The sequence below is a fragment of the Pseudomonas sp. PAMC25584 genome (assembly GCF_058135675.1).
On record NZ_CM176870.1, the window covers coordinates 5,565,001 to 5,587,128 of the forward strand.

At 61.5% G+C, this 22,128-nt stretch carries 24 protein-coding genes (1 of these 24 only partly in view); 9 read left to right on the top strand and 15 right to left on the bottom strand.

The window, feature by feature from the left end:
• Positions 1-1,228, top strand: partial view of a peptidoglycan DD-metalloendopeptidase family protein gene (locus tag ACS5Q8_RS26085; RefSeq protein WP_426102361.1) — the 3' portion only. Its footprint begins 191 nt before the window's first position; only the last 1,228 of its 1,419 coding nucleotides appear in the window; its start codon lies beyond the left edge, outside the window; the stop codon is at positions 1,226-1,228.
• 3 nt (positions 1,229-1,231) lie between these two features.
• A complete protein-coding gene (locus tag ACS5Q8_RS26090) occupies positions 1,232-2,323 on the top strand; it encodes an anhydro-N-acetylmuramic acid kinase (RefSeq protein ID WP_465159564.1) in 1,092 nt (363 codons plus the stop codon).
• Between the two features lie 79 nt (positions 2,324-2,402).
• Here the strand turns inward: ACS5Q8_RS26090 and erpA are convergent, their stop codons facing one another.
• Complete coding sequence (gene erpA, locus ACS5Q8_RS26095; protein WP_007906865.1) at positions 2,403-2,753, bottom strand: iron-sulfur cluster insertion protein ErpA; 351 nt, start codon at positions 2,751-2,753, stop codon at positions 2,403-2,405.
• A gap of 153 nt (positions 2,754-2,906) precedes the next feature.
• The gene (argC, locus tag ACS5Q8_RS26100) at positions 2,907-3,941 is read right to left on the bottom strand and encodes an N-acetyl-gamma-glutamyl-phosphate reductase (RefSeq protein WP_247405766.1); all 1,035 of its coding nucleotides are present in this window, start codon (positions 3,939-3,941) and stop codon (positions 2,907-2,909) included.
• A 136-nt stretch (positions 3,942-4,077) separates the two neighbouring features.
• Here argC and hemJ point away from each other — a divergent pair, with 136 nt between their 5' ends.
• The 6 genes from hemJ to coq7 all read left to right on the top strand — a co-directional run bounded on the left by hemJ (position 4,078) and on the right by coq7 (position 8,517).
• Complete coding sequence (hemJ, locus tag ACS5Q8_RS26105) at positions 4,078-4,506, top strand: protoporphyrinogen oxidase HemJ (protein ID WP_276195115.1); 429 nt, start codon at positions 4,078-4,080, stop codon at positions 4,504-4,506.
• A gap of 24 nt (positions 4,507-4,530) precedes the next feature.
• Complete coding sequence (locus ACS5Q8_RS26110; protein WP_276195116.1) at positions 4,531-5,493, top strand: NAD(P)H-dependent flavin oxidoreductase; 963 nt, start codon at positions 4,531-4,533, stop codon at positions 5,491-5,493.
• Positions 5,494-5,564: 71 nt separating this feature from the next.
• On the top strand, positions 5,565-6,515 hold the full coding sequence (locus tag ACS5Q8_RS26115; protein WP_276195117.1) for a DUF805 domain-containing protein: 951 nt from the start codon (positions 5,565-5,567) through the stop codon (positions 6,513-6,515).
• A 63-nt stretch (positions 6,516-6,578) separates the two neighbouring features.
• Complete coding sequence (locus ACS5Q8_RS26120; protein ID WP_276195118.1) at positions 6,579-7,367, top strand: SDR family NAD(P)-dependent oxidoreductase; 789 nt, start codon at positions 6,579-6,581, stop codon at positions 7,365-7,367.
• Positions 7,368-7,413: 46 nt separating this feature from the next.
• Positions 7,414-7,752, top strand: coding sequence for a histidine triad nucleotide-binding protein (locus ACS5Q8_RS26125; RefSeq protein ID WP_010568016.1), 339 nt, complete (start codon positions 7,414-7,416; stop codon positions 7,750-7,752).
• A gap of 117 nt (positions 7,753-7,869) precedes the next feature.
• Positions 7,870-8,517, top strand: coding sequence for a 2-polyprenyl-3-methyl-6-methoxy-1,4-benzoquinone monooxygenase (coq7, locus tag ACS5Q8_RS26130; RefSeq protein WP_276195119.1), 648 nt, complete (start codon positions 7,870-7,872; stop codon positions 8,515-8,517).
• A gap of 56 nt (positions 8,518-8,573) precedes the next feature.
• Here coq7 and ACS5Q8_RS26135 read toward each other — a convergent pair whose 3' ends face one another.
• Entirely contained in the window at positions 8,574-8,996 is a 423-nt protein-coding gene (locus ACS5Q8_RS26135; RefSeq protein WP_005792019.1) for an OsmC family protein, read from the bottom strand.
• Positions 8,997-9,244: 248 nt separating this feature from the next.
• Between ACS5Q8_RS26135 and crp the strand changes: the two genes are divergently transcribed.
• Positions 9,245-9,889: a cAMP-activated global transcriptional regulator CRP gene (crp, locus tag ACS5Q8_RS26140; protein WP_247406562.1), complete on the top strand. Its 645-nt coding sequence runs from the start codon at positions 9,245-9,247 to the stop codon at positions 9,887-9,889.
• Here the strand turns inward: crp and ACS5Q8_RS26145 are convergent.
• The 12 genes from ACS5Q8_RS26145 to ACS5Q8_RS26200 form a co-directional block, all read right to left on the bottom strand.
• Positions 9,886-10,581 carry a lipoate--protein ligase family protein gene (locus ACS5Q8_RS26145; RefSeq protein ID WP_276195120.1) on the bottom strand — a complete coding sequence of 232 codons (696 nt, stop codon included), beginning with the start codon at positions 10,579-10,581 and terminating at the stop codon, positions 9,886-9,888. The genes crp and ACS5Q8_RS26145 overlap by 4 nt on opposite strands.
• 176 nt (positions 10,582-10,757) lie before the next feature.
• Positions 10,758-11,594, bottom strand: a complete 837-nt coding sequence (gene trpC / locus ACS5Q8_RS26150) for an indole-3-glycerol phosphate synthase TrpC (RefSeq protein ID WP_465159565.1) — start codon at positions 11,592-11,594, stop codon at positions 10,758-10,760.
• A complete protein-coding gene (gene trpD / locus ACS5Q8_RS26155) occupies positions 11,591-12,640 on the bottom strand; it encodes an anthranilate phosphoribosyltransferase (RefSeq protein WP_247401722.1) in 1,050 nt (349 codons plus the stop codon). Before trpD ends, trpC begins: the two co-directional genes overlap by 4 nt.
• Before the next feature lie 9 nt (positions 12,641-12,649).
• Positions 12,650-13,243: an aminodeoxychorismate/anthranilate synthase component II gene (locus tag ACS5Q8_RS26160; protein WP_247401720.1), complete on the bottom strand. Its 594-nt coding sequence runs from the start codon at positions 13,241-13,243 to the stop codon at positions 12,650-12,652.
• A gap of 20 nt (positions 13,244-13,263) precedes the next feature.
• On the bottom strand, positions 13,264-14,745 hold the full coding sequence (gene trpE, locus ACS5Q8_RS26165; protein ID WP_276195122.1) for an anthranilate synthase component I: 1,482 nt from the start codon (positions 14,743-14,745) through the stop codon (positions 13,264-13,266).
• Positions 14,746-14,815: 70 nt separating this feature from the next.
• Positions 14,816-15,634 (bottom strand): phosphoglycolate phosphatase, encoded by an 819-nt coding sequence (locus ACS5Q8_RS26170; protein WP_465159566.1) that lies wholly within the window; start codon positions 15,632-15,634, stop codon positions 14,816-14,818.
• Positions 15,631-16,305, bottom strand: a complete 675-nt coding sequence (gene rpe, locus ACS5Q8_RS26175; protein WP_276195124.1) for a ribulose-phosphate 3-epimerase — start codon at positions 16,303-16,305, stop codon at positions 15,631-15,633. Before rpe ends, ACS5Q8_RS26170 begins: the two co-directional genes overlap by 4 nt.
• Positions 16,306-16,389: 84 nt before the next feature.
• A complete protein-coding gene (locus tag ACS5Q8_RS26180; protein WP_276195125.1) occupies positions 16,390-17,538 on the bottom strand; it encodes an iron-containing alcohol dehydrogenase in 1,149 nt (382 codons plus the stop codon).
• A 122-nt stretch (positions 17,539-17,660) separates the two neighbouring features.
• Entirely contained in the window at positions 17,661-18,485 is an 825-nt protein-coding gene (locus tag ACS5Q8_RS26185; RefSeq protein WP_024077705.1) for an ABC transporter permease, read from the bottom strand.
• A 12-nt stretch (positions 18,486-18,497) separates the two neighbouring features.
• Positions 18,498-19,745 carry an ABC transporter permease gene (locus tag ACS5Q8_RS26190; protein ID WP_276195126.1) on the bottom strand — a complete coding sequence of 416 codons (1,248 nt, stop codon included), beginning with the start codon at positions 19,743-19,745 and terminating at the stop codon, positions 18,498-18,500.
• 149 nt (positions 19,746-19,894) lie between these two features.
• The gene (locus ACS5Q8_RS26195; RefSeq protein WP_253399628.1) at positions 19,895-20,935 is read right to left on the bottom strand and encodes an ABC transporter substrate-binding protein; all 1,041 of its coding nucleotides are present in this window, start codon (positions 20,933-20,935) and stop codon (positions 19,895-19,897) included.
• Positions 20,936-20,979: 44 nt separating this feature from the next.
• Positions 20,980-22,092 carry an ABC transporter ATP-binding protein gene (locus ACS5Q8_RS26200; protein WP_276195127.1) on the bottom strand — a complete coding sequence of 371 codons (1,113 nt, stop codon included), beginning with the start codon at positions 22,090-22,092 and terminating at the stop codon, positions 20,980-20,982.
• Positions 22,093-22,128: the final 36 nt, after the last annotated feature.

Sequence of the window (22,128 nt, forward strand, 5' to 3'; positions counted from 1 at the left end):
CGACGCGCAACAAGCCACAAATGCACCTGTCGATTCGCCGTTTGCCCAGATCGAAAGCGCCCCCGACGAAACCGACAAAACCGCCCAGCAGCAGGCTGCACCTGCGCCAGCGCTGGCCAAGAACCCTCAGCATCGCGAGGTGATCGTCGGCAAGGGCGACACGCTTTCCACGCTGTTCGAGAAGGTCGGCCTGCCTGCCGCCACTGTTAATGAGGTCTTGGCCAGCGATAAACAAGCCAAGCAATTCACCCAGCTCAAGCGCGGTCAAAAACTCGAGTTCGAACTGACCCCCGACGGCCAGTTGAACAACCTGCACAGCGACCTCAGCGACCTGGAAAGCATCACCCTGACCAAGGGCGCCAAGGGCTTCGCATTCAATCGCATCACCACCAAACCAGTGATGCGTTCCGCCTATGTACACGGCGTAATCAACAGCTCGCTGTCGCAATCGGCCGCCCGCGCTGGCTTGTCCCACAGCATGACCATGGACATGGCCAGCGTGTTTGGCTACGACATCGACTTCGCCCAGGACATCCGCCAGGGTGACGAATTCGACGTGATCTACGAGCAGAAGGTCGCCAACGGCAAAGTGGTCGGCACCGGCAACATCCTTTCCGCGCGCTTTACCAACCGCGGCAAGACATACACCGCCGTGCGTTACACCAACAAACAAGGCAACAGCAGCTACTACACCGCTGATGGCAACAGCATGCGCAAGGCCTTCATCCGGACACCTGTGGATTTCGCCCGCATTAGCTCGCGCTTCTCCATGGGTCGCAAGCACCCAATTCTGAACAAAATCCGCGCCCACAAAGGCGTCGACTATGCCGCTCCGCGCGGTACGCCCATCAAGGCTGCAGGTGACGGCAAGGTTCTGCTGGCCGGACGTCGCGGCGGTTACGGCAACACGGTGATCATCCAGCACGGCAATACCTACCGCACGCTGTATGGCCACATGCAAGGGTTCGCCAAGGGCGTACAGACTGGGGGCAACGTGAAGCAGGGCCAGGTGATCGGCTACATCGGCACCACCGGCCTGTCCACCGGCCCACACTTGCACTATGAGTTCCAGGTCAATGGCGTACACGTCGATCCACTGGGCCAGAAACTGCCGATGGCCGACCCGATAGCCAAGGCCGAACGCGCGCGCTTCATGCAACTAAGCCAGCCGCTGATGGCACGCATGGATCAGGAGCGCTCCACCCTGCTGGCTTCGGCGAAGCGTTAAGGTATGCCGCTCTATATAGGTGTGATGTCAGGGACCAGCCTCGATGGCCTCGATATCGCACTGATCGAACAAGACGAGGCGATCAAGCTGATCGCCACTCACTACATCCCCATGCCTGACGACCTGCGCGAGGAACTGCTCGGCCTGTGCGCCAGCGGCCCGGATGAGATCGCCCGCTCAGCCATTGCCCAGCAGCACTGGGTGACACTCGCCGCCCAGGGCATCCATGCCCTGCTGGACCAGCACAACCTCAAGCCCCAGGACATTCGCGCGATCGGCAGCCATGGGCAGACCATCCGTCATGAACCGGCACGCGGCTTCACCGTACAGATCGGTAATCCCGCCCTGCTCACCGAGCTGACCGGAATCACCGTGGTCAGCGACTTCCGCAGCCGCGACGTTGCCGCGGGTGGCCAGGGCGCGCCCTTGGTGCCAGCTTTTCATGAAGCACTGTTTGACGAGCGCAGCGGGAATCGTGCGGTGTTGAATGTCGGAGGTTTCAGCAACCTCAGCCTGATCGAGACCGGCAAGCCCGTAGCCGGCTTCGACTGCGGCCCGGGCAATGTCTTGCTGGACGCCTGGATTCACCAACAGCGCGGTGAACACTTCGATCGAGAGGGTCAGTGGGCTGCCAGCGGTAAAGTTGAACCTCGACTGCTCAGCGCGCTGCTCGGCGACCCCTTCTTCTCGACCAAGGGCCCAAAAAGCACCGGGCGCGAAGTGTTCAACCTGGAATGGCTGCAACAGCACCTGGCACGCCTGCCCGCATTCGCCCCCCAGGACATCCAGGCCACGCTGCTCGAACTGACGGCGCTGACCATCGTCGAGTCCCTGCAAACCGCCCAACCCCAGACAGAGACCCTGCTGGTCTGCGGCGGCGGCGCCCATAACGCCACACTGATGAAGCGCCTGGCCGCGCTGCTGCCATCGACCCAGGTCAGCAGCACCGCCACCTGCGGCGTAGATCCCGACTGGGTCGAAGCCATGGCCTTCGCCTGGCTGGCCCATTGCTGCCTGGAAGGCATCGCCGCCAACCGCCCCAGCGTCACCGGCGCGCGCGGGCTGCGAGTCCTGGGCGGGATCTACCCCGCCTGACTGCCCCCCCATAATCCGCAGACAGCAAAACGCCGCTTGGCCGATCAAAGCCAAGCGGCGTTTTTGTATCCGCTACCGATCAGATCGAGAACGAAGACCCGCAACCACACGTAGTGGTGGCATTAGGGTTCTTGATCACGAAACGCGAGCCCTCAAGACCTTCCTGGTAATCCACCTCGGCGCCTGCCAAGTATTGGAAACTCATGGGGTCCACAACCAGGCTCACGCCCTCGCGCTCAACGATGGTGTCGTCATCGGCCACTTCTTCATCGAAGGTAAAACCGTACTGAAACCCTGAACAACCGCCGCCCGTAACAAATACGCGCAGCTTCAAGCGATCATTACCCTCTTCATCGACCAGGCTCTTCACCTTGTGCGCAGCACCGTGGGTGAATTGCAAAGCCGTGGGGGTGAAGGATTCAACGCTCATGCTGATAATCTCCCGGCGTACCGCCGCCATATGCGTAATGGTCGGCATTATCCGCTTCTCCTAGAAAAGCGGTCAACTATTATGGGCACAGCGGCGAGCTTCAAATCGCCAGCTCCAAGCATGCAGCTTACAACTTGAAGCCTACAACTGCTCTTAAGGCAGCATGCCCGCGTGGGACAATCCCAGCTTCTCATCCAGGCCGAACAGGATGTTCATGTTCTGCACCGCCTGGCCCGACGCGCCCTTGACCAGATTATCGATCACCGACAGCACCACCACCAGGTCACCGTCCTGAGGACGATGCACGGCAATCCGGCACACATTGGCGCCGCGCACGCTGCGGGTTTCCGGATGGCTACCGGCCGGCATCACGTCGACGAACGGCTCGTTGGCGTAGCGCTTTTCAAACAGCGCCTGCAGATCGACCGAGCGATCCACCACAGTCGCGTACAGCGTCGAGTGAATGCCACGGATCATCGGGGTCAGGTGCGGCACGAAAGTCAGCCCCACGTCCTTACCGGCGGCGCGACGCAACCCTTGGCGGATTTCCGGCAGATGGCGGTGCCCTTTTACCGCATAGGCCTTCATGCTTTCCGACGTCTCGGAGTACAGCGACCCCACTGCGGCCCCACGACCGGCGCCGCTGACACCCGACTTGCAGTCCGCGATCAAGCGCGAAGTATCCGCCAGCCCAGCTTCGAGCAATGGCAGGAAACCCAACTGCGTCGCGGTCGGATAGCAACCCGGCACGGCGATCAGGCGCGCTTGCTTGATCTGTTCACGATTGACTTCCGGCAGGCCGTACACCGCCTCTTCCAACAGCTGCGGCGCACCGTGTGGTTGGCCGTACCATTTGGCCCACTCATCGGCGTCCTGCAGGCGGAAGTCCGCCGACAGATCGATGACCTTGGTACCGGCGGCCAGCAGCTCACCGGCCAGCGCATGGGCAACGCCATGGGGTGTGGCAAAGAACACCACGTCACAGGCGCCGAGGGTCTTGATGTCCGGCACGCTGAACGCAAGGCCGTCGTAATGGCCTCGCAGGTTCGGATACATATCGGCCACAGCCAGACCGGCCTCGGATCGGGAAGTGATGACCACCACCTCAGCTTGCGGATGCTGTGCCAACAGACGCAGCAATTCGACACCGGTGTAACCCGTGCCGCCGACGATACCGACCTTGACCATAAACCTGCCCTCAACGAACCCACTGGAAAGCTGTCGATAATAGGGGCCGCATCGTTCTGCGACAACCGCCAACGTGACGTAAGGACGCATGAGCCACTACTATCTTCAGTTACCGTGAACCTGGGAATAACTAAAAATGCTCTATCTATGGGTCAAAGCCTTTCATATCGTCGCCATCGTGTGCTGGTTTGCCGGGCTGTTCTACCTGCCGCGCCTGTTCGTCTACCACGCACAAAGCGAGGACACCGTGAGCAAGGAGCGTTTCAGCGTGATGGAGCGCAAGCTGTATCGCGGCATCATGGGCCCCTCGATGCTTGCCACGCTGGTCTTCGGCATCTGGATGATCGCCCTCAACCCCAGCCTCTTCCATATGGGCGCGTGGCTCCACGTCAAGCTGACCCTGGTCGTTCTGCTGATCGGTTACCACCATATGTGCGGCGCGCAGGTAAAACGCTTCGCCCGTGGCGAAAACACCCGCAGCCATGTCTTTTATCGCTGGTTCAATGAAGTCCCGGTTCTGATATTGCTGGCTATCGTAATTTTGGTCGTGGTCAAACCGTTCTAACGTCAATGACTCGGGGTACATCTAATGTCGCTGCCCGCTTTGCTTGAACAACGTCTGCGCCTGCCCGTCGTGGCGGCGCCGATGTTCCTGATTTCCAACCCGCAACTGGTCCTGGCGTGCTGCCGAAATGGCGTGGTCGGGAGCTTCCCGGCGCTGAACCAGCGCGAAAGCAGTGGTTTCAAGGCTTGGCTGGAGGAAATCGAAGCGGGCCTGGCGCAGATGGACAACCCCGCGCCCTACGCCGTCAACCTCATCGTCCATAACAGCAACCCACGGCTGGAGGCTGACCTGGCGATCTGCGTGGAGCACAAGGTGCCGATCGTCATCACCAGCCTCGGTGCGGTGAAGGAGTTGGTCGACGCCGTACACAGTTATGGCGGCCTGGTTTTTCACGACGTGACCACGCGGCGTCACGCCGAGAAAGCCGCCGAAGCCGGGGTGGACGGTCTGATCGCGGTGGCCGCCGGCGCCGGTGGCCATGCCGGCACCTGGAGTCCGTTCGCGTTGATCGCCGAGATTCGCCAGTTCTTCGATAAAACCCTGCTGCTGGCCGGTTGCCTCAACCACGGGCACGAGATCCTTGCCGCCCAGTTGCTCGGCGCAGACCTCGCGTATCTCGGCACCCGCTTTATCGGCACCACCGAAAGCCACGCGCCGGATGCGTATAAAGAGATGCTGCTCACATCGCGCGCCGTCGACATCGTGCACACTGCCGCAGTCTCTGGCGTGCCCGCCAGCTTTATGCGCCAGAGCCTGGAAAACGCCGGATTCGACCTCGCCGCCCTGCAAGACAAAGGCGAAGTCAATTTCGGCGCCAAGCTCAAGCCGTTGAGCGACGAGGCCAAGGCCTGGAAGACGGTCTGGTCCGCCGGCCAGGGCGTCGGCGAGATCGATGATTTACCCGGCGTCGATGAACTCGTTGCCCGCCTGGATGCCGAATACCGCGAAGCCCGTGAGACGGCGGCACAATTGCGCTGGCCGCGCTGATACACTTGCTGGCCCCGCCGCTGTGACGCGGGCCTGCCCACCTCCCCCTGTAACGTGACAAGGATGCCCGCATGAGCGACAACCGTTTCAAGATTGTGTTTGATGGAGCCTTGCTCCCGGGTGTCGAAAGCACCACCGCTAAGCTGAATCTCGCCGAACTGTTCAAAAGCGACGTTGAGGCCATCGAGAAGCTCTTTACCGGCCGCCCCGTTGCCCTCAAGCGCGACCTGTCGCGCCCCGATGCCGACACCTACCTCACCGCGCTGAAGAACGCCGGGGTCGACGCACGTATCGAAGCCGAACAGCCCGTGGCCTTCAGCCTCGACGAAACCCACGAGACAGAGTTCTCCGCCCGCCCTGCCGCCTCCCCGTATGCACCACCGCGCGCGACAGTGGGCGACGACTTGCCGGAGTATGCCGAGCTCAAGGTTTTCACGATCCATGGCCGCATCGGGCGCCTGCGTTACCTGGCCTGGACGCTGGTCCTCACCGTCGCAATGCTCGTCGCCTCGGGCATCCTCGCCACTGCTGGCTTCGCCGTGGCGACCGCTTCGCCGACGGCAGGCATCATTCTGGGTTCGCTGCTGGGCTTTGCGCTGTTCGTGGCGATTGTCTGGGTCAGCGTGCAAATCGGCGTGCAGCGTCTACACGACCTGGGCTGGTCGGGCTGGCTGTACCTGCTGAACCTGGTGCCACTGGTGAACAGCATTTTCCCGTTGTTGCTGCTGGTGTTGCCGGGTAACACAGGCGCCAACCAGTACGGCGCGCCGCCACCGCGCAACTCCACGGCGGTGAAAGTCCTGGCCTCCCTGTGGCTGGCGTTTATTCCGTTGATGCTCATCATCGTGATGGCTTTGGGGATGAACGGCTACCTGGACCAACTCGAAAGCAACGTCGACAGCAGCTACGAAAGCAGCTCCATCACCTCGGATGACGACGTCGATCAAAGCGTGATCGTCGATGAAGCAGACGTGCAAAGTGCTGACGACGCGGCCGAACCTGTAGACTCTCCAGAACAGTGAAGAAACGCCCGCCGCCTGTGATGCCTCTGTCACAGGCCCGGCGGCGTTGCGATGGAGAAAGGCATGACCCGTTACGCTCTGATCACCGGTGCCTCCAGCGGCATCGGCCTGGCCTTGGCCGAAGCGCTGGCCCGGCGTGGCCGCAGCTTGATTCTGGTGGCCCGCCAGCGTGATCAGTTGGAAAGCATTGCAATCGAATTGACGCAACGCTTCGGCGTCGAGGTGCTGTTCCGTGCCTGCGACCTGGGCGAACCGCTGCGCTTGTCCGGGTTCCTGCTGGAACTTGAGGAAGGCGAGCGACAGATCGACTTGCTGATCAACTGCGCTGGCATGGGCACCAGCGGGCCGTTCCTGGCCCAGGACTGGATGACCGAGCAGGACCTGATCGAAGTCAACATCCTCGCACTGACCCGTATGTGCCACGCCCTCGGCAATGCCATGGCCCTGCATGGCGGCGGGCAGATCCTGAATGTCGCCTCGATCGCCGCATTCCAACCCGGCCCATGGATGAGCAGTTACTACGCCAGCAAGGCCTATGTACTGCACTTCTCCGAAGGCTTGCGCGAAGAATTGAAAACCTGCGGCATCAAGGTCTCGGTATTGTGCCCCGGCCCGACGCGCACGGCGTTCTTCGGCACGGCGCAAATGGACACCACCAAGCTCGAGCGCAGCGCGCACTTGATGAGCCCGGAAGAAGTGGCGCTCTACACCGTGCGCGCACTGGAAAAGAACAAAGCCATCATCATCCCCGGCCGCCGCAACCGCTGGCTGGCTTTCAGCCCGCGCTTGAGCCCACGCTGGCTGACACGCAAGATCGCCGGCGCGATCAACAAGGCCTATTGCCCGCGCTGACGGCCTGAGTACACTCACCCTGCACATTCACAATGGAGAAACAGCTTTGGATACTCTGTTCACCAAAATCATCAACAGAGAAATACCCGCGAAGATCATCTATGAAGATGACCAGGTCCTGGCCTTCCACGATATCGCCCCACAAGCGCCGGTACATTTTCTGGTTATCCCGAAAAAACCGATCCGCACCCTGAACGACCTGACCGAGGACGACAAAACCTTGGCCGGGCATATCCTGTTCACCGCCCAGCGCCTGGCGCTGGAACTGGGCTGCGAGAAAGGCTTCCGTGTGGTGATGAACTGCAATGAAGAAGGTGGACAGACCGTTTACCACATCCATATGCATGTGCTGGGTCAGCGCCAGATGAACTGGCCGCCGGGCTGATACGCCTGACACAAGGGTCGCCAGCCCCGGCATGCGACCCCATGCCCTTGACTCAGCGCAAACGCTTCGCCCTCTCTTGCGGTAAACTGGCCGCCGAGATTCTTCCCGGAGGTCAGCATGACTACCCAACGTCACTACTCGCCGATTGACCGTCTGTTGCTGCAAGCCGACACGGCCATGCGCACGCTGTTGCCATTCAGCGGCCAGCCGTATCGCCCGTCGCCCGCCATCGTGCAGCCCGATGCGCAAATGAGCGAGACCGACACCCGCCACGTCGCTGGCCTGATGCGTATCAACCATACCGGTGAAGTCTGTGCCCAAGCGCTGTACCAGGGCCAGGCGTTGACCGCCAAGCTGCCGCAAGTGCGCGCGGCAATGGAGCATGCTGCCGAGGAAGAAATCGACCACCTGGCCTGGTGCGAGCAACGTATTCGCCAATTGGGCAGTCATCCCAGCGTGCTGAACCCGCTGTTCTATGGCCTGTCGTTTGGGATTGGCGCCGCCGCCGGCTTGATCAGCGACAAAGTCAGCCTGGGTTTTGTCGCCGCCACGGAACGGCAAGTGTGCAAGCACCTGGATGAGCACCTGGAACAGTTACCGGCCGAAGACGAAAAGTCCCGGGCGATTCTTGAGCAGATGCGCATCGACGAAGAACACCACGCAGAAAGCGCACTGGATGCCGGCGGTTTCCGCTTCCCAGCGCCGGTGAGGTTTGGCATGAGCCTGATGGCCAAGGTCATGACCAAAAGCACCTACCGCATCTAAGCCGAAAAAAGGGCGCTATCAAAGCGCCCTGTCGTTATTGCCGGCGAATCCCTGGATCAGCCCAACTCAATGATTTCGTAATCATGGGTAATCGCGACACCCGCCGCGCCCAGCATGATCGACGCCGAGCAATACTTCTCCGCCGACAGCTCGATGGCGCGCTTGACCTGGGCTTCTTTCAGCGCCCGGCCCTTGACCACGAAATGCATGTGGATCTTGGTGAACACCTTGGGATCTTCAGTCGCACGCTCGGCTTCGAGGAAGGCTTCGCAGCTTTCCACGGCCTGACGGGATTTTTTCAGGATGCTGACCACGTCGAAATTGCTGCAACCGCCTACACCAAGCAGGAGCATTTCCATCGGGCGAACGCCCAGGTTGCGGCCGCCGGCTTCCGGCGGACCGTCCATGACAACGACATGGCCACTGCCCGACTCACCGAGGAACATGGCTTCGCCCGCCCATTGGATGCGTGCCTTCATCGCCCAGACTCCACTGCTAAAAAAGGGTCGCCAGCTTAGCACAGGGCCCGCGGCCGACAGCTTTTCCGCGCAACGTCATCAATCGTCAGGGTGCCACGGTAAATTGGTTAATAGAGTCACAATGTGTCTGGTAAGCTGGCGCCAAATGAGTGGCGCATTGCCATCCTTTGTGCGACGTGTATCAATGTAGATACGGCTAGATAAAAACAAGTCCAACCACCCTGTGCAGTCTTTTTCGGGATACAACCATGGTTGCTTTTACTCCCATACCCAAGATCAAGAATCTCGACAGACTGCTGACGCATTGCCAGAGTCGTCGGTACCCGGCCAAGCACAACATCATCTGCGCAGGCGAACGCTCCGAAACACTGTTCTTCATTATCAAGGGCTCGGTCACCATCCTGATCGAGGATGAAGACGGCCGCGAGATGATCATTGCCTACCTCAATACCGGCGATTTCTTCGGGGAGCTGGGGTTATTTGAACAAGCCGGCAAAGAGCAGGAGCGCAGCGCCTGGGTGCGGACCAAAATCGAGAGCGAAGTGGCGGAGATCAGTTACGCGAAGTTTCGTGAACTGACTCAGCACGATCCCGACATCCTCTACGCGCTGAGCGGCCAGATTGCCCAGCGCCTGCGGGACACCACACGCAAAGTCGGCGACCTGGCATTCTTTGATGTCACCGGCCGCGTGGCCCGTTGCCTGCTGGAGCTGTGCAAACAGCCCGACGCCATGACTCACCCGGATGGCATGCAGATCAAAGTCACGCGCCAGGAGATCGGGCGCATTGTCGGTTGTTCACGGGAGATGGTCGGCCGCGTGCTCAAGGATCTGGAAGAGCGCAACCTGGTAAACGTCAAAGGCAAGACGATGGTCGTGTTCGGCACCCGCTAACCCGGCAGGAAGCCGGCCAGCATCTGCCGGTACAAAGTATCCAGCCGGCTGATCGCGTCCGGCGCGGGGAAGGCTTCGTGCAGGGCGATATGGCTGTCGGCGCGAACGCGCTGTTCCAGGCCGCAGGCTTGATTGAAACGATTGACCGCAGCAATCAGTTCTTCGCGGTCGTTGTCCAGCAACAAGGCTCCGTGTACCAACCCCACCGGACGGCCACCACTTTGGCGCCAGCGCTGGGCGGTGCCGACCATTTTGCGGCCATTAAGGTTGACGTTGTAGCGACCGTCGCAAAACGCCCCATCGATCTCGCCGACGGAGGCATCGCCGCCCAATTCGAGCAGCAGGTCGCAGATCGGCTGGCACAAACGCAGGTAGCCGGTTTCGATGCGCGCCTGATCGCCTTCACTGCGCGGCGGTGCGTAGACCAAAGCGATATTCACCGTGGCGCTCGACTGCGGCACCGGCTCGCCGCCGGTTTCGCGCAACAGCACCGGCCAACCGGCCTGCGCCGACACCTGGCTAGCCAGCTCGAACGCCGGCAAGCGGCTCAAACGACGCGGCATCACCAATGCCTGGTCGCTGGGTTGCCAGAACAGCAAGCCAAACGCCCGCTCACCCGCGCACACTTGCGCCAGTAAGGCCTGCTCCGCAGCAAGCCCGGCTTCGACGGTCATCGACACTGGCTGGATCATCGAACACCTACCTCGCTGAATAAACACAAAACCCAATGAGGCAGGGGCGGTGCGACGGTTCGACTTGCTCCCGATGGCGGAGTGTCAGTCAGTACATCTATCAACTGATACACCGCTATCGGGAGCAAGCCCCCTCCCACATGTTGACCGCACTTCAAATACTGACCGTGGTTTGATCAATCCAGGGTCGAACCGCTGACCGCCACACCGCGCTCCGGGAAGAACAGGCGTTGCAGTTCGGCGCCCGGGTTCTCAGCGCGCATAAAGGTCTCGCCCACCAGGAACGAATACACGTCGCTGATTTCCATCAGCTCCACGTCGGCGCGGTTGACGATGCCGCTTTCGGTAATCACCAGACGGTCGCGCGGGATACGCGGCAGCAGGTCGAGGGTATTTTCCAGGCTGACTTCGAAGGTGTGCAGGTTACGGTTGTTGACCCCCACCAGCGGCGTGTCGAGGGTTTTCAGCGCACGTTCCAGTTCATCGCCGTCGTGAACTTCCACCAGCACATCCAGGCCAACGCTTTTGGCCACGGCCGCCAGCTCGGCCATCTTCACGTCATCCAGCGCAGAGACGATCAGCAGCACGCAGTCGGCGCCCAGGGCGCGGGCTTCAACGATCTGGTACGGATCGATCATGAAGTCCTTGCGGATCACCGGCAATTTGCACGCCGCGCGGGCCTGTTGCAGGAACAGATCGGAACCCTGGAAATAGTCGACGTCGGTCAGCACGGAGAGGCAAGTCGCCCCGCCTTTCTCATAGCTGACGGCGATTTCCGCCGGTGCGAAGTTTTCGCGGATCACGCCTTTGCTCGGCGAGGCCTTCTTGATTTCAGCGATGACGGCCGGCTGCTTGAGCTTGGCCTGGGCGATCAAGGCCTTGGCGAAGCCACGCGGCGCATCGGCGATTTTCGCCTGGCTTTCCAGCTCGGCCAGGCTCACGCGGGCACGGCGTTCAGCGATTTCTTCGACTTTGCGGGCCAGGATCTTTTCTAGAACGGTCGGCACACTCATCCTTCATTCTCCATCTTGAACACCGCAGTAAAGGCACCCAGTTCTTCGAGCTTCTCGCGTGCAAGGCCGGTGTGCAACGCGTCATGCGCGAGGGCCACGCCTTCTTTAAGACTATAGGCGTGATCGGCGGCATAGAGCGCAGCACCGGCATTGAGCACGATCATTTCTGCGGCTTTCTGGCCGTTTTCGGTCTTGCGACGCCCCAAGGCGTCCTGAATCAGCGCCAGGGAGGCCGCCGGGCTTTCCACCGCTAGGCCGTGCAGGCTCTGGCTCTTCATGCCCAGGTCTTCGGGCTCGACCCAATATTCGGTGATCTGATCATTCTTCAGCTCCGCCACAAAGGTCGGCGCCGCCAGGCTGAATTCGTCCAGGCCGTCTTTCGAATGCACCACCAGCACATGCTTGCTGCCCATGCGCTGCAACACTTCTGCCAACGGCCGGCACAGGGCCAGGCTGAACACGCCCACCACCTGATGCTTCACACCGGCCGGATTCGTAAGCGGGCCGAGCATATTGAACAGGGTACGCAGGCCGAGATCCTTGCGCGGGCCGGCAGCATGCTTCATCGCGCCGTGGTGGGACTGGGCAAACATGAAGCCGATGCCCACGTTGTCGATGCAGCGCGCCACTTGGACGGGTGTCAGGTTCAGGTAGATCCCGGCCGCTTCGAGCAGATCCGCGCTGCCGCTTTTGCCGGAAACCGCTCGGTTGCCGTGCTTGGCCACGGTGCAACCGGCCGCCGCGACCACGAAGGACGCCGCCGTGGACACGTTGAAAATATTCGCACCGTCGCCGCCAGTGCCGACCACATCGACCACACCGTCGAGGGTTTTGAGCTCGACCTTGTCTGCCAGCTCACGCATCACCGACACGGCGCCGACGATTTCGTCGATGCTCTCGCTCTTCATGCGCATCGCCATCATGAACGCGCCGATCTGCGCGTCGGTGCATTGACCGGTCATGATCTCACGCATCACATCGCTCATTTCCGCGGTGCTCAGGTCCAGATGGCCGACGATACGGCTCAGGGCAGTCTTGATATCCATGAAAAGTCCTTAGCGCGTGCCGCCGCTCTGCTTGAGAAAGTTGGCGAACAGCTCGTAGCCCTGCTCGGTCAGGATCGACTCGGGGTGAAACTGTACCCCTTCGATATTCAGTGTCTTGTGGCGCAGGCCCATGATCTCGTCGACCGAGCCGTCGTCCAACTGAGTCCAGGCGGTCAGTTCCAGGCAGTCGGGCAGGGTTTCGCGCTTGACCACCAGCGAGTGGTAGCGCGTCACGGTGACCGGCAGCTTGAGGCCCTCGAACACGCCGAGGTTGTTATGGAACACCGGGCTGGTCTTGCCATGCATCACTTGGCGCGCCCGCACCACCTCACCGCCAAACGCCTGGCCGATAGACTGGTGGCCCAGGCAAACGCCGAGGATCGGCAGCTTGCCGGCGAAATATTTGATGGCTTCAAGGGACACGCCCGCTTCGGTCGGCGTACACGGGCCAGGCGAAACCACGATGCGCTCCGGGTTCAGTGCGGCGATTTCGGCGACGGTCAGTTCGTCATTGCGCACCACCTTGACCTCGGCACCGAGTTCGCCCAGGTACTGCACAACGTTGTAGGTAAAGGAGTCGTAGTTATCAATCATCAGCAACATGGGGGAAACCTCAAGAATTCTTAGCCCTGGGGGGTCTGTTCAGCCAACGCCACTGCGCGGAACATGGCGCGGCGCTTGTTCAGGGTTTCTTCCCATTCGAGGGCCGGCACCGAGTCGGCGACGATCCCGCCACCGGCCTGCACATGCAGCTCCCCGTCCTTGATCACCGCAGTGCGAATCGCAATGGCGGTGTCCATGTTGCCGTTCCAGGCGAAATACCCTACGGCGCCGCCGTAAACACCGCGCTTGACCGGCTCCAGCTCGTCGATGATCTCCATCGCCCGAATCTTCGGCGCGCCCGACAAGGTGCCCGCCGGCAGAATCGCCCGCAACGCGTCCATCGCGGTCAGGCCGGCCTTCAACTCGCCGGTGACGTTGGAGACGATGTGCATCACGTTGGAATAGCGCTCGATGACCATCTTCTCCGTCAACTTCACCGAGCCGATTTCCGAGACGCGCCCGGTGTCATTACGGCCCAGGTCGATCAGCATGAGGTGCTCGGCGATTTCCTTGTCGTCGCTGAGCAGGTCTTCTTCCAGCGCCAGGTCCGCTTCCTCGGTCGCGCCACGCGGGCGGGTGCCGGCGATCGGGCGCACGGTGATCAGGTTGTCCTCGACGCGCACCAGCACTTCCGGCGAACTGCCGACGACGTGGAAGTCGCCGAAGTTGAAGAAGTACATGTACGGCGTCGGGTTGAAGCAACGCAGCGCGCGGTACAGATCGATCGGCGCGGCCTTGAAGTCGATGGACATGCGTTGCGACGGCACCACCTGCATGCAGTCGCCAGCCAGGATGTATTCCTTGATGGTATCGACCGCCCGCTCGTAGTCATCCTGGGTAAAGCTGGAGCGGAACACCGGGTCGGCCGCAGGCGGACGGCGCAGGTCCAGACCGCGACGCGGGGTGATCGGCTGGCGCAGTTTTTCCAGCAGGGCTTCGAGGCTGGCCAGGCCTTCCTCGAAAGCGTCGGCCTGGGATGGGTCGGCGAGCACGATCGCGTGCATCTTGCCAGCAAGGTTGTCGAACACCACCACGGCGTCGGAAACCATCAGCAGAATATCCGGAACGCCCAGCGGATCGGGGTTCGGGCATTTGCCCAGGCGCTTTTCCACATAACGCACGCAGTCGTAGCCGAAATACCCGACCAGGCCGCCGTTGAAACGCGGCAACCCAGGGATGGTCGGCACGTTGTAGCGCGCCTTGAAGGTTTCGACGAAGGCCAGCGGGTCTTCGACGTCATGGCTTTCGATCTCGACGCCGTCATGGGTGATGCTGACGTGATGGTCGTACACCCGCATGACAGTGCGGCACGGCAGGCCGATGATCGAGTAACGGCCCCACTTCTCGCCGCCCTGTACCGATTCGAGCAAGTACGAGTTGGGCTCGTCGGCCAGCTTCAGGTAGATCGACAGCGGCGTATCGAAGTCGGCCAGGGTTTCGCAGGCCAGGGGGATACGGTTATAGCCGGCAGCGGCCAAACGCAGGAATTCTTCGCGGATCATGAGGTGCCTCGTGGCATGAGGGTCTAACGGTCAGGTATGCAAACGTGCCGCAACGCGCGGCGAGGATCAGTCAGGCGCGCCAACGCCAGCGGGCCAGGGCCTTGATGACTTTCATCCAGAGTTTGCGAGTGACTACCACGATGGCACTTCCAGAGGGGGACGGATCGGTGTCTGGCAACGTTATCTCAGCGCCAGCTCCCAAGCAACCGGGGATTAGCCGGCGCAGGTCATCAATCACCAGCGAGGGCGACTCTTCGGCGATCGGCCGACCGTGGTTATAGCCGTAACTCAAGGCGACGCACTGCACGCCCGCCGCTTTGGCCGCGAGCACATCGCTGCGCGAGTCGCCGATAAACAACGACTCGGACGCCGGGATATTGGCCATTTTCATCACAAAGAACAGCGCCGCCGGGTCGGGCTTCTTCTGCGGCAACGTATCGCCACCGATGATCCAGCGGAAGTAACGGCCGATTTTCATCTGGTCCAACAGCGGCGCGACGAAGCGCTCCGGCTTGTTGGTGATCAGGGCCATTTCCACGCCCTGCTTGCTCAGCCATTTGAGGGTGTCGCGCACGCCGGGGTACACCACGGTCAGTTCGTGGTGGTCTTCATAGGCCGCATTGAACAATTCCAGGGCGTGCTCGGCCTCGACATCATCGACACCCTCGGCATCGATGTGGTTGGCCAGCGCCCTGCGCACCAGCTTCTGCGCGCCGTTGCCGACCCATTCGCGCACCGGCTCGATGCCGACCGGCTTGCGCCCCAGCTTGAGCAGCATCTCGTCCACCGCCGCTGCCAGGTCCGGCACCGAATCGATCAACGTACCGTCCAGATCGAACATCACCAACCGTGGCAGTTTGCCGGGGAACAGCCGCTCAAAGCCACTCATGGACGCGCCAGCGCCAGTTCTGCACGCATCTTGGCGATGACTTCCTGGTAGTCAGGCGCATTGAAGATCGCCGAGCCGGCCACAAAGGTGTCGGCGCCGGCCGCAGCGATTTCGCGGATGTTGTTGACGTTGACCCCACCGTCGATTTCCAGGCGGATGTCACGCCCCGAGGCATCGATCAGCGCGCGGGCTTCGCGCAGCTTGTCGAGGGTGCCGGGGATGAACTTCTGCCCGCCGAAACCTGGGTTGACGCTCATCAGCAACACCATGTCGACCTTGTCCATCACGTACTTGAGCACGTCCAGCGGGGTGGCCGGGTTGAACACCAGGCCCGCCTTGCAGCCGCCTTCGCGGATCAGTTGCAGGGTACGGTCGACGTGCAGCGAGGCTTCCGGGTGGAAGGTGATGTAAGTCGCACCCGCGTCAATGAAGTCACCGACGATGCGGTCCACCGGGCTGACCATCAGGTGCGCGTCGATCGGCGCGGTGACGCCGTACTTGCGCAACGCCGCGCAAACCATCGGGCCGATAGTCAGGTTGGGAACGTAGTGGTTGTCCATGACGTCGAAGTGGACGAAGTCGGCACCGGCGGCCAACACCTTGTCCACTTCCTCGCCGAGGCGGGCGAAGTCGGCGGAGAGAATCGATGGAGCGATAACGAAGGGCTGCATGACGCACCTTTTTTGAGCTAAATCACGATGGCGCGCATTGTATACCTCATGCTTTGCCCTGCGCACCGTGACCTAACTAAACGGCTAGTACGCTGCCCGGTAGATTTTCTCGATATCGGCGACGCTGAGCCGGCGCGGATTGTTGCGCATCAGGCGCTCGATACCCGCCGCTTCCGTGGCCATGCCCGCGAGGGCGTCTTCGGGGATGCCGAAACTGCGCAGGCCCGAAGGGATCTCCACGTCGGCACACAACCGCGTCATCGCCTCGACCGCCTGGTCGGCGGCAGCGTTGACGCTCAGGCCGGCGACATTCACGCCCATTGCTTGGGCAATGTCCTGCATGCGCTCGACACAGGCCAGCTTGTTCCAGTGCATGACATACGGCAGCAACAGCGCGTTGCTCACGCCATGGGCGATATTGAAGCGCCCGCCCAGCGGGTAGGCCAACGCATGCACCGCCCCGACCCCGGCGTTACCGAACGCCATCCCGGCCATCAGGCTGGCGGTGGCCATGTCGTCGCGGGCCTGCAGGTTGGCCGGGTTGGCGTAAGCCTTGGGCAACGCCTTGGTAATCAGCTTGATCGCGCCGATGGCCAAGGCATCGGTAATCGGTGAGGCATTCAGCGACAGGTAGGACTCGATGGCATGCACCAGCGCATCCACGCCACTGGCGGCGGTGACGCTGCGCGGGCAGGTCAGGGTCATCTGCGGGCTGATGAGTGCGACGTCCGGCAGCAGGAAGTCACTGACAATGCCCTTTTTCAGTTGTGCGACCTTGTCGGAGAGGATCGCGACGTTGGTCACTTCCGAGCCGGTGCCGGCCGTCGTGGGAATGGCGATCAACGGCGGGCCCTTGCGCGGTACCTGGTCGACGCCGAACAGATCCGCCAGGGCACCGTGATAACCGGCATAGGCCGCCACGCTTTTGGCGATATCGATTGCACTGCCGCCGCCCAAGCCGATCAGGCCGTCGTGCCCGCCTTCGCGGTAGGCGCGCATGCAATCTTCGACAATGGCGATTTCCGGGTCGGGCAGCACCCGGTCAAAGATCTCGTAGGCGCGCCCGCCCAAATGCGCCAGCGCCAGCGCAACAGTGCCTGACTTGACCAGCGCGGCGTCGGTGACGATCAGCGGGTTGTCGACATCCAGCCGCGTCAGCTCGGCGGCCAGTTGTTCGATGGCACCGGCGCCAGTCAGCAGTTTATGGGCGATCTTGAATGAGGAAGTACTCATGTGCGCGGCCTCTTGTTGATTGTGGGCTGGCACAAGAGTAGCTGAAGGAGATCGGTTGTATTCCATTCAACAGCTGAATGGTCACAGAACCCATGTGGGAGGGAGCAAGCTCCCTCCCACATTTAGACCTGGGCGGTACGCAGTTTTTCGCTACGGCCGCGCAGCCATTCCAGGGTCAGCAGCAACAACACCGAAAAGGCAATCAGCAAGGTCGCCGCTGCCGCAATCGTCGGGCTGAGGTTTTCGCGGATACCGCTGAACATCTGGCGCGGCAGGGTAGCTTGCTCGGGGCCGGCGAGGAACAGCGTCACCACCACTTCGTCGAACGAGGTGGCAAACGCGAACAACGCGCCGGAAATCACCCCCGGCGCAATCAGCGGCAAGGTCACCCGGCGAAACGCGGTCAACGGCGATGCCCCCAAGCTGGCCGCCGCCCGCACCAGGTTATGGTTAAACCCCTGTAAGGTCGCGGACACCGTGATGATCACAAACGGCACGCCCAACACGGCGTGGACCACGATCAGCGAGAAGAAACTGTTACCCAGCCCCAGCGGCGCGAAGAACAGGTAACTGGCCACGCCGATGATCACCACCGGCACCACCATCGGCGAGATCACCAGGGCCATCACCAGCGCCTTGCCGGGGAAATGCCCGCGGGTCAGGCCGATCGCCGCCAACGTGCCGAACACCATCGCCAGCACGGTGGCCGCCGGGGCGACGATGATGCTGTTCTTCAGCGCACGCATCCATTCGGCCGAGGCGAAGAAATCCTGGTACCAGTGCAGCGAGAAGCCTTGCAGCGGGTACACCAGGAAACTGCCGCTGTTGAAGGACAGCGGGATGATCACCAGCACGGGCAGAATCAGGAACAGCAGGATCAAGCCGCAGAGGATCCGCAAGCTGTAGAACCACACCCGCTCCACGGGCGACATATAAGGGCTCAGCATCGCAAGGTCTCCTTAGCTCAGGCGCAGGCGGCTGGCGCCCACCAGCCGGTTGTAGATCAAGTACAGCACCACGGTGGCCAGCAGCAGCAAGCCGCCCAACGCCGTCGCCATGCCCCAGTTGATGCTGGTGTTGGTGTAGAAGGCCACGAAGTAGCTGACCATCTGGTCGTTCGGGCTGCCCAGCAAGGCCGGGGTGATGTAGTAACCAATCGCCAGGATGAACACCAGCAGGCAGCCTGCGCCCACACCGGCGTAGGTTTGCGGGAAGTACACACGCCAGAAGCTGGCGAATGGGTGACAGCCCAGGGAAATCGCGGCGCGCATGTAGGTCGGCGAGATGCCTTTCATCACGCTGTAGATCGGCAGAATCATGAACGGCAGCAGGATATGCACCATGGAGATGTAGACCCCGGTGCGGTTGAACACCAGTTCCAACGGCTTATCGATCAGGCCCATGCCCATCAGCGCGCTGTTGATCAGGCCGCCGGACTGCAGCAGCACGATCCAAGCCGCCACGCGCACCAGGATCGACGTCCAGAACGGCAGCAGGACCAGAATCATCAACAGGTTGCTTTGCCGTGCAGGCAGGTTGGCCAGCAGGTAGGCCAGCGGATAGGCCAACAGCAGACAAACAAAGGTGATCACCAGGCCCATCCAGAAGGTGCGGGCGAAGATGTCCAGGTAGATCGCCTGGTCCGGCGTGGCCGGGGCCACTTCTCCGAGGTCGTCGATGCGGTGATCGACGGCCGCCAGCAGGTAGTACGGCGTCAGGCTGCTGGTATTGCGTCGGATCGCCTGCCAGTACGCCGGGTCGCCCCAGCGTTCATCGAGGGTTTCCAGCGCTTCTTTATAAGAGGCCGGCGCTGCGGTAAACGGCAGCGCACGGGCGGTTTTGGTCAGCAGGCTACGATAGCCGGCCAGTTCCATGTTCAAGCGTTTGGACAGATCGCCGAGGGTCTGGTTTTTGCGCGCTTCACCGAGGTCTTCGCTGAGCGCCTGGTACACCGGCTCGCCAGGCAAGCCGCGACCGTCCCAGGTCTTCACCGCCACCACCGTGCGCGGCAAGCCACCCACGACTTCCGGGTTACCGACACTTTTGTACAGCAGCGCAACGATCGGCACCAGGAACACCAGCAGCAAAAACAGCACCAGTGGCGCAATCAAGGCCTGGGCCTTCCAGCGATTAAGCCGCTCGGCACGCGCCAGGCGCTGCTTGAGGGTGGGGCTGTTGACCTCGGTCGAGGGAACGGCGATGGCCATGGCTAACTCCGAAACTTGAAAATGAATGCACTCTTCCAAACGCAGCAGATCCCCTGTGGGAGGGGGCTTGCTCCCGATGGCGGAATGTCAGTCAGTACATATACCAACTGATACACCGCTATCGGGGGCAAGCCCCCTCCCACATGGAGTTACTTGGCAGCCCAGGAATTGAAGCGCTGCTCGAGTTGCTCGCCGTTATCGGCCCAGAAGCTCACATCGATCTGCACCTGGTTGGCAATGTTCTCAGGCGTGGTCGGCATGTCTTTGAGCACGTCCTTGGCCAGCAACGGTACGGCTTGGGTGTTGGCCGGGCCGTAAGCGATGTTTTCCGAGTAGATCTTCTGCTGCTGCGGCTGCACCGAGAAGGCGATGAACTTCTTCGCCGCTTCTGCACGATCCTTGGCCAGGCCTTTTGGAATAGCCCACGCGTCGAAGTCGTAGATGCCACCGTTCCAGACCACTTTCAGGTTGCTCTCTTTCTGTACGGCAGCGATGCGACCGTTGTAGGCCGAGCTCATCACTACGTCACCCGAGGCGAGGTACTGCGGCGGTTGCGCGCCGGCTTCCCACCACTGGATCGACGGCTTGAGTTCGTCGAGTTTCTTGAACGCACGGTCCTGGCCATCTTTGCCGGCCAGCACTTTGTACACATCCTTCGGCGCTACGCCGTCGGCCATCAAGGCGAACTCGAGGGTGTACTTGGCACCCTTGCGCAGGCCGCGTTTGCCAGGGAATTTCTTGGTGTCCCAGAAATCCGCCCAACTGGTCGGCGCGCTGCTCAGCTTGTCGGCGTTGTAGGCGAGCACGGTCGACCACACGAAGAAGCCCACGCCGCATGGCTGGATGGCGCCTTTCACGTAGTCAGCGGTGTTACCGAACAGTTTCGGGTCCAGCGGTTCGAACATGTCTTCGTCACAACCACGGGACAGTTCCGGCGATTCCACTTCCACCAGGTCCCAGGACACGCTCTTGGTGTCGACCATGGCCTTGACCTTGGCCATCTCACCGTTGTACTCGCCAGCGACGATTTTGCCGTTGCCTGCACTTTCCCACGGTGCATAGAAGGCCTTGACCTGTGCTGCCTTGTTCGCGCCACCAAAGGACACGACCGTCAGGTCCGGGCCGGCCATGGCCTGTGTCGCGCCGATCAAACCGATCGCCAGTGCGGAATACTTAAGGGATCTCAACATTGTTGTTCTCTCCACGTGCAGGGTTGGTGAAGCCATGGGGGCGATTATTTCGCCTCTAGAAGTGGGTCGAGTGCGCGAACGTGCTCGACTTGCCAGCCAATCGGTACCACGTCGCCGACCGCCAGTGCCGGGTCCAGCTCGGCGATCGGTTGTTTCACAAAAAAATCGGTCATGCCGCAGACTTCCAGGCGCACGCGCACGTGGTCGCCCAGGTAAACGAATTCCGCTACTCGCCCGGAGAAGCGGTTCACGCAACGTTCGCTGGAGCCATTGAGGCTGACGCGCTCAGGCCGCACCGACAAGGTCACCGGGCCGCCGACCTGGCCGACGTTCACCGCCAGCGCCTCGACTTTCTCGCCCCGCGCCAGCTCGACTACGCAGCGGTCGCCGGTGTGGCTGTGCAGGCGACCGTTGAGACGGTTGTTTTCGCCGATGAAGTTGGCGACGAAGGTGTTCTTCGGCTCTTCATACAAGGTGCGCGGCGCAGCGATCTGCTGGATCTCGCCCTGGTGGAACACGGCCACCCGGTCCGACATGGTCAAGGCTTCGCCCTGATCGTGGGTCACATACACCACGGTCACGCCGAGGCGTTGGTGCAGGTGCTTGATCTCCATCTGCATGTGCTCGCGCAATTGCTTGTCGAGGGCGCCGAGGGGTTCGTCCATCAGCACCAACTGCGGTTCGAACACCAGCGCCCGAGCCAATGCCACACGCTGTTGCTGGCCGCCGGAGAGTTGCGCCGGGTAGCGCTGGGCGAAGGCGTCGAGCTGGACCATGCTCAGCACGCGTTTAACCCGCTCGCTGACATCGGTCTTGCTCAACCCCCGCACCGACAGCGGAAACGCCAGGTTCTCGGCCACGGTCATGTGCGGGAACAGCGCGTAGTTCTGGAACACCATGCCGATATCACGCTTGTGCGGCGGCACGTTGTTGATCGCGCGCCCGGCCAGCTGAATTTCGCCAGCGGTCGGCGTTTCGAAACCGGCAAGCATCATCAGGCTGGTGGTCTTACCCGAACCCGACGGCCCTAGCAGGGTGAGGAACTCGCCCTTGCGAATCTCCAGGTTGAGGTCCTTGACGATCAGGTTCTCGCCGTCGTAGCTCTTCTGCACGCCACGAAAGCTGACCAGCACATCATTTGAATCCACCTCGCTCATACCCGCACCTTTGTATTTTGGACTGCTGTGGCACAA

What these genes read in the sequence shown, in the direction of transcription:
- ACS5Q8_RS26090 (WP_465159564.1), top strand. Translation starts at nt 1,232, where the DNA reads ATGCCGCTCTATATAGGTGTGATGTCAGGGACCAGCCTCGATGGCCTC.
- erpA (WP_007906865.1), bottom strand. Translation starts at nt 2,753, where the DNA reads ATGAGCGTTGAATCCTTCACCCCCACGGCTTTGCAATTCACCCACGGT.
- argC (WP_247405766.1), bottom strand. Translation starts at nt 3,941, where the DNA reads ATGGTCAAGGTCGGTATCGTCGGCGGCACGGGTTACACCGGTGTCGAA.
- hemJ (WP_276195115.1), top strand. Translation starts at nt 4,078, where the DNA reads ATGCTCTATCTATGGGTCAAAGCCTTTCATATCGTCGCCATCGTGTGC.
- ACS5Q8_RS26110 (WP_276195116.1), top strand. Translation starts at nt 4,531, where the DNA reads ATGTCGCTGCCCGCTTTGCTTGAACAACGTCTGCGCCTGCCCGTCGTG.
- ACS5Q8_RS26115 (WP_276195117.1), top strand. Translation starts at nt 5,565, where the DNA reads ATGAGCGACAACCGTTTCAAGATTGTGTTTGATGGAGCCTTGCTCCCG.
- ACS5Q8_RS26120 (WP_276195118.1), top strand. Translation starts at nt 6,579, where the DNA reads ATGACCCGTTACGCTCTGATCACCGGTGCCTCCAGCGGCATCGGCCTG.
- coq7 (WP_276195119.1), top strand. Translation starts at nt 7,870, where the DNA reads ATGACTACCCAACGTCACTACTCGCCGATTGACCGTCTGTTGCTGCAA.
- ACS5Q8_RS26135 (WP_005792019.1), bottom strand. Translation starts at nt 8,996, where the DNA reads ATGAAGGCACGCATCCAATGGGCGGGCGAAGCCATGTTCCTCGGTGAG.
- crp (WP_247406562.1), top strand. Translation starts at nt 9,245, where the DNA reads ATGGTTGCTTTTACTCCCATACCCAAGATCAAGAATCTCGACAGACTG.
- ACS5Q8_RS26145 (WP_276195120.1), bottom strand. Translation starts at nt 10,581, where the DNA reads ATGATCCAGCCAGTGTCGATGACCGTCGAAGCCGGGCTTGCTGCGGAG.
- trpC (WP_465159565.1), bottom strand. Translation starts at nt 11,594, where the DNA reads ATGAGTGTGCCGACCGTTCTAGAAAAGATCCTGGCCCGCAAAGTCGAA.
- trpD (WP_247401722.1), bottom strand. Translation starts at nt 12,640, where the DNA reads ATGGATATCAAGACTGCCCTGAGCCGTATCGTCGGCCATCTGGACCTG.
- ACS5Q8_RS26160 (WP_247401720.1), bottom strand. Translation starts at nt 13,243, where the DNA reads ATGTTGCTGATGATTGATAACTACGACTCCTTTACCTACAACGTTGTG.
- trpE (WP_276195122.1), bottom strand. Translation starts at nt 14,745, where the DNA reads ATGATCCGCGAAGAATTCCTGCGTTTGGCCGCTGCCGGCTATAACCGT.
- ACS5Q8_RS26170 (WP_465159566.1), bottom strand. Translation starts at nt 15,634, where the DNA reads ATGAGTGGCTTTGAGCGGCTGTTCCCCGGCAAACTGCCACGGTTGGTG.
- rpe (WP_276195124.1), bottom strand. Translation starts at nt 16,305, where the DNA reads ATGCAGCCCTTCGTTATCGCTCCATCGATTCTCTCCGCCGACTTCGCC.
- ACS5Q8_RS26180 (WP_276195125.1), bottom strand. Translation starts at nt 17,538, where the DNA reads ATGAGTACTTCCTCATTCAAGATCGCCCATAAACTGCTGACTGGCGCC.
- ACS5Q8_RS26185 (WP_024077705.1), bottom strand. Translation starts at nt 18,485, where the DNA reads ATGCTGAGCCCTTATATGTCGCCCGTGGAGCGGGTGTGGTTCTACAGC.
- ACS5Q8_RS26190 (WP_276195126.1), bottom strand. Translation starts at nt 19,745, where the DNA reads ATGGCCATCGCCGTTCCCTCGACCGAGGTCAACAGCCCCACCCTCAAG.
- ACS5Q8_RS26195 (WP_253399628.1), bottom strand. Translation starts at nt 20,935, where the DNA reads ATGTTGAGATCCCTTAAGTATTCCGCACTGGCGATCGGTTTGATCGGC.
- ACS5Q8_RS26200 (WP_276195127.1), bottom strand. Translation starts at nt 22,092, where the DNA reads ATGAGCGAGGTGGATTCAAATGATGTGCTGGTCAGCTTTCGTGGCGTG.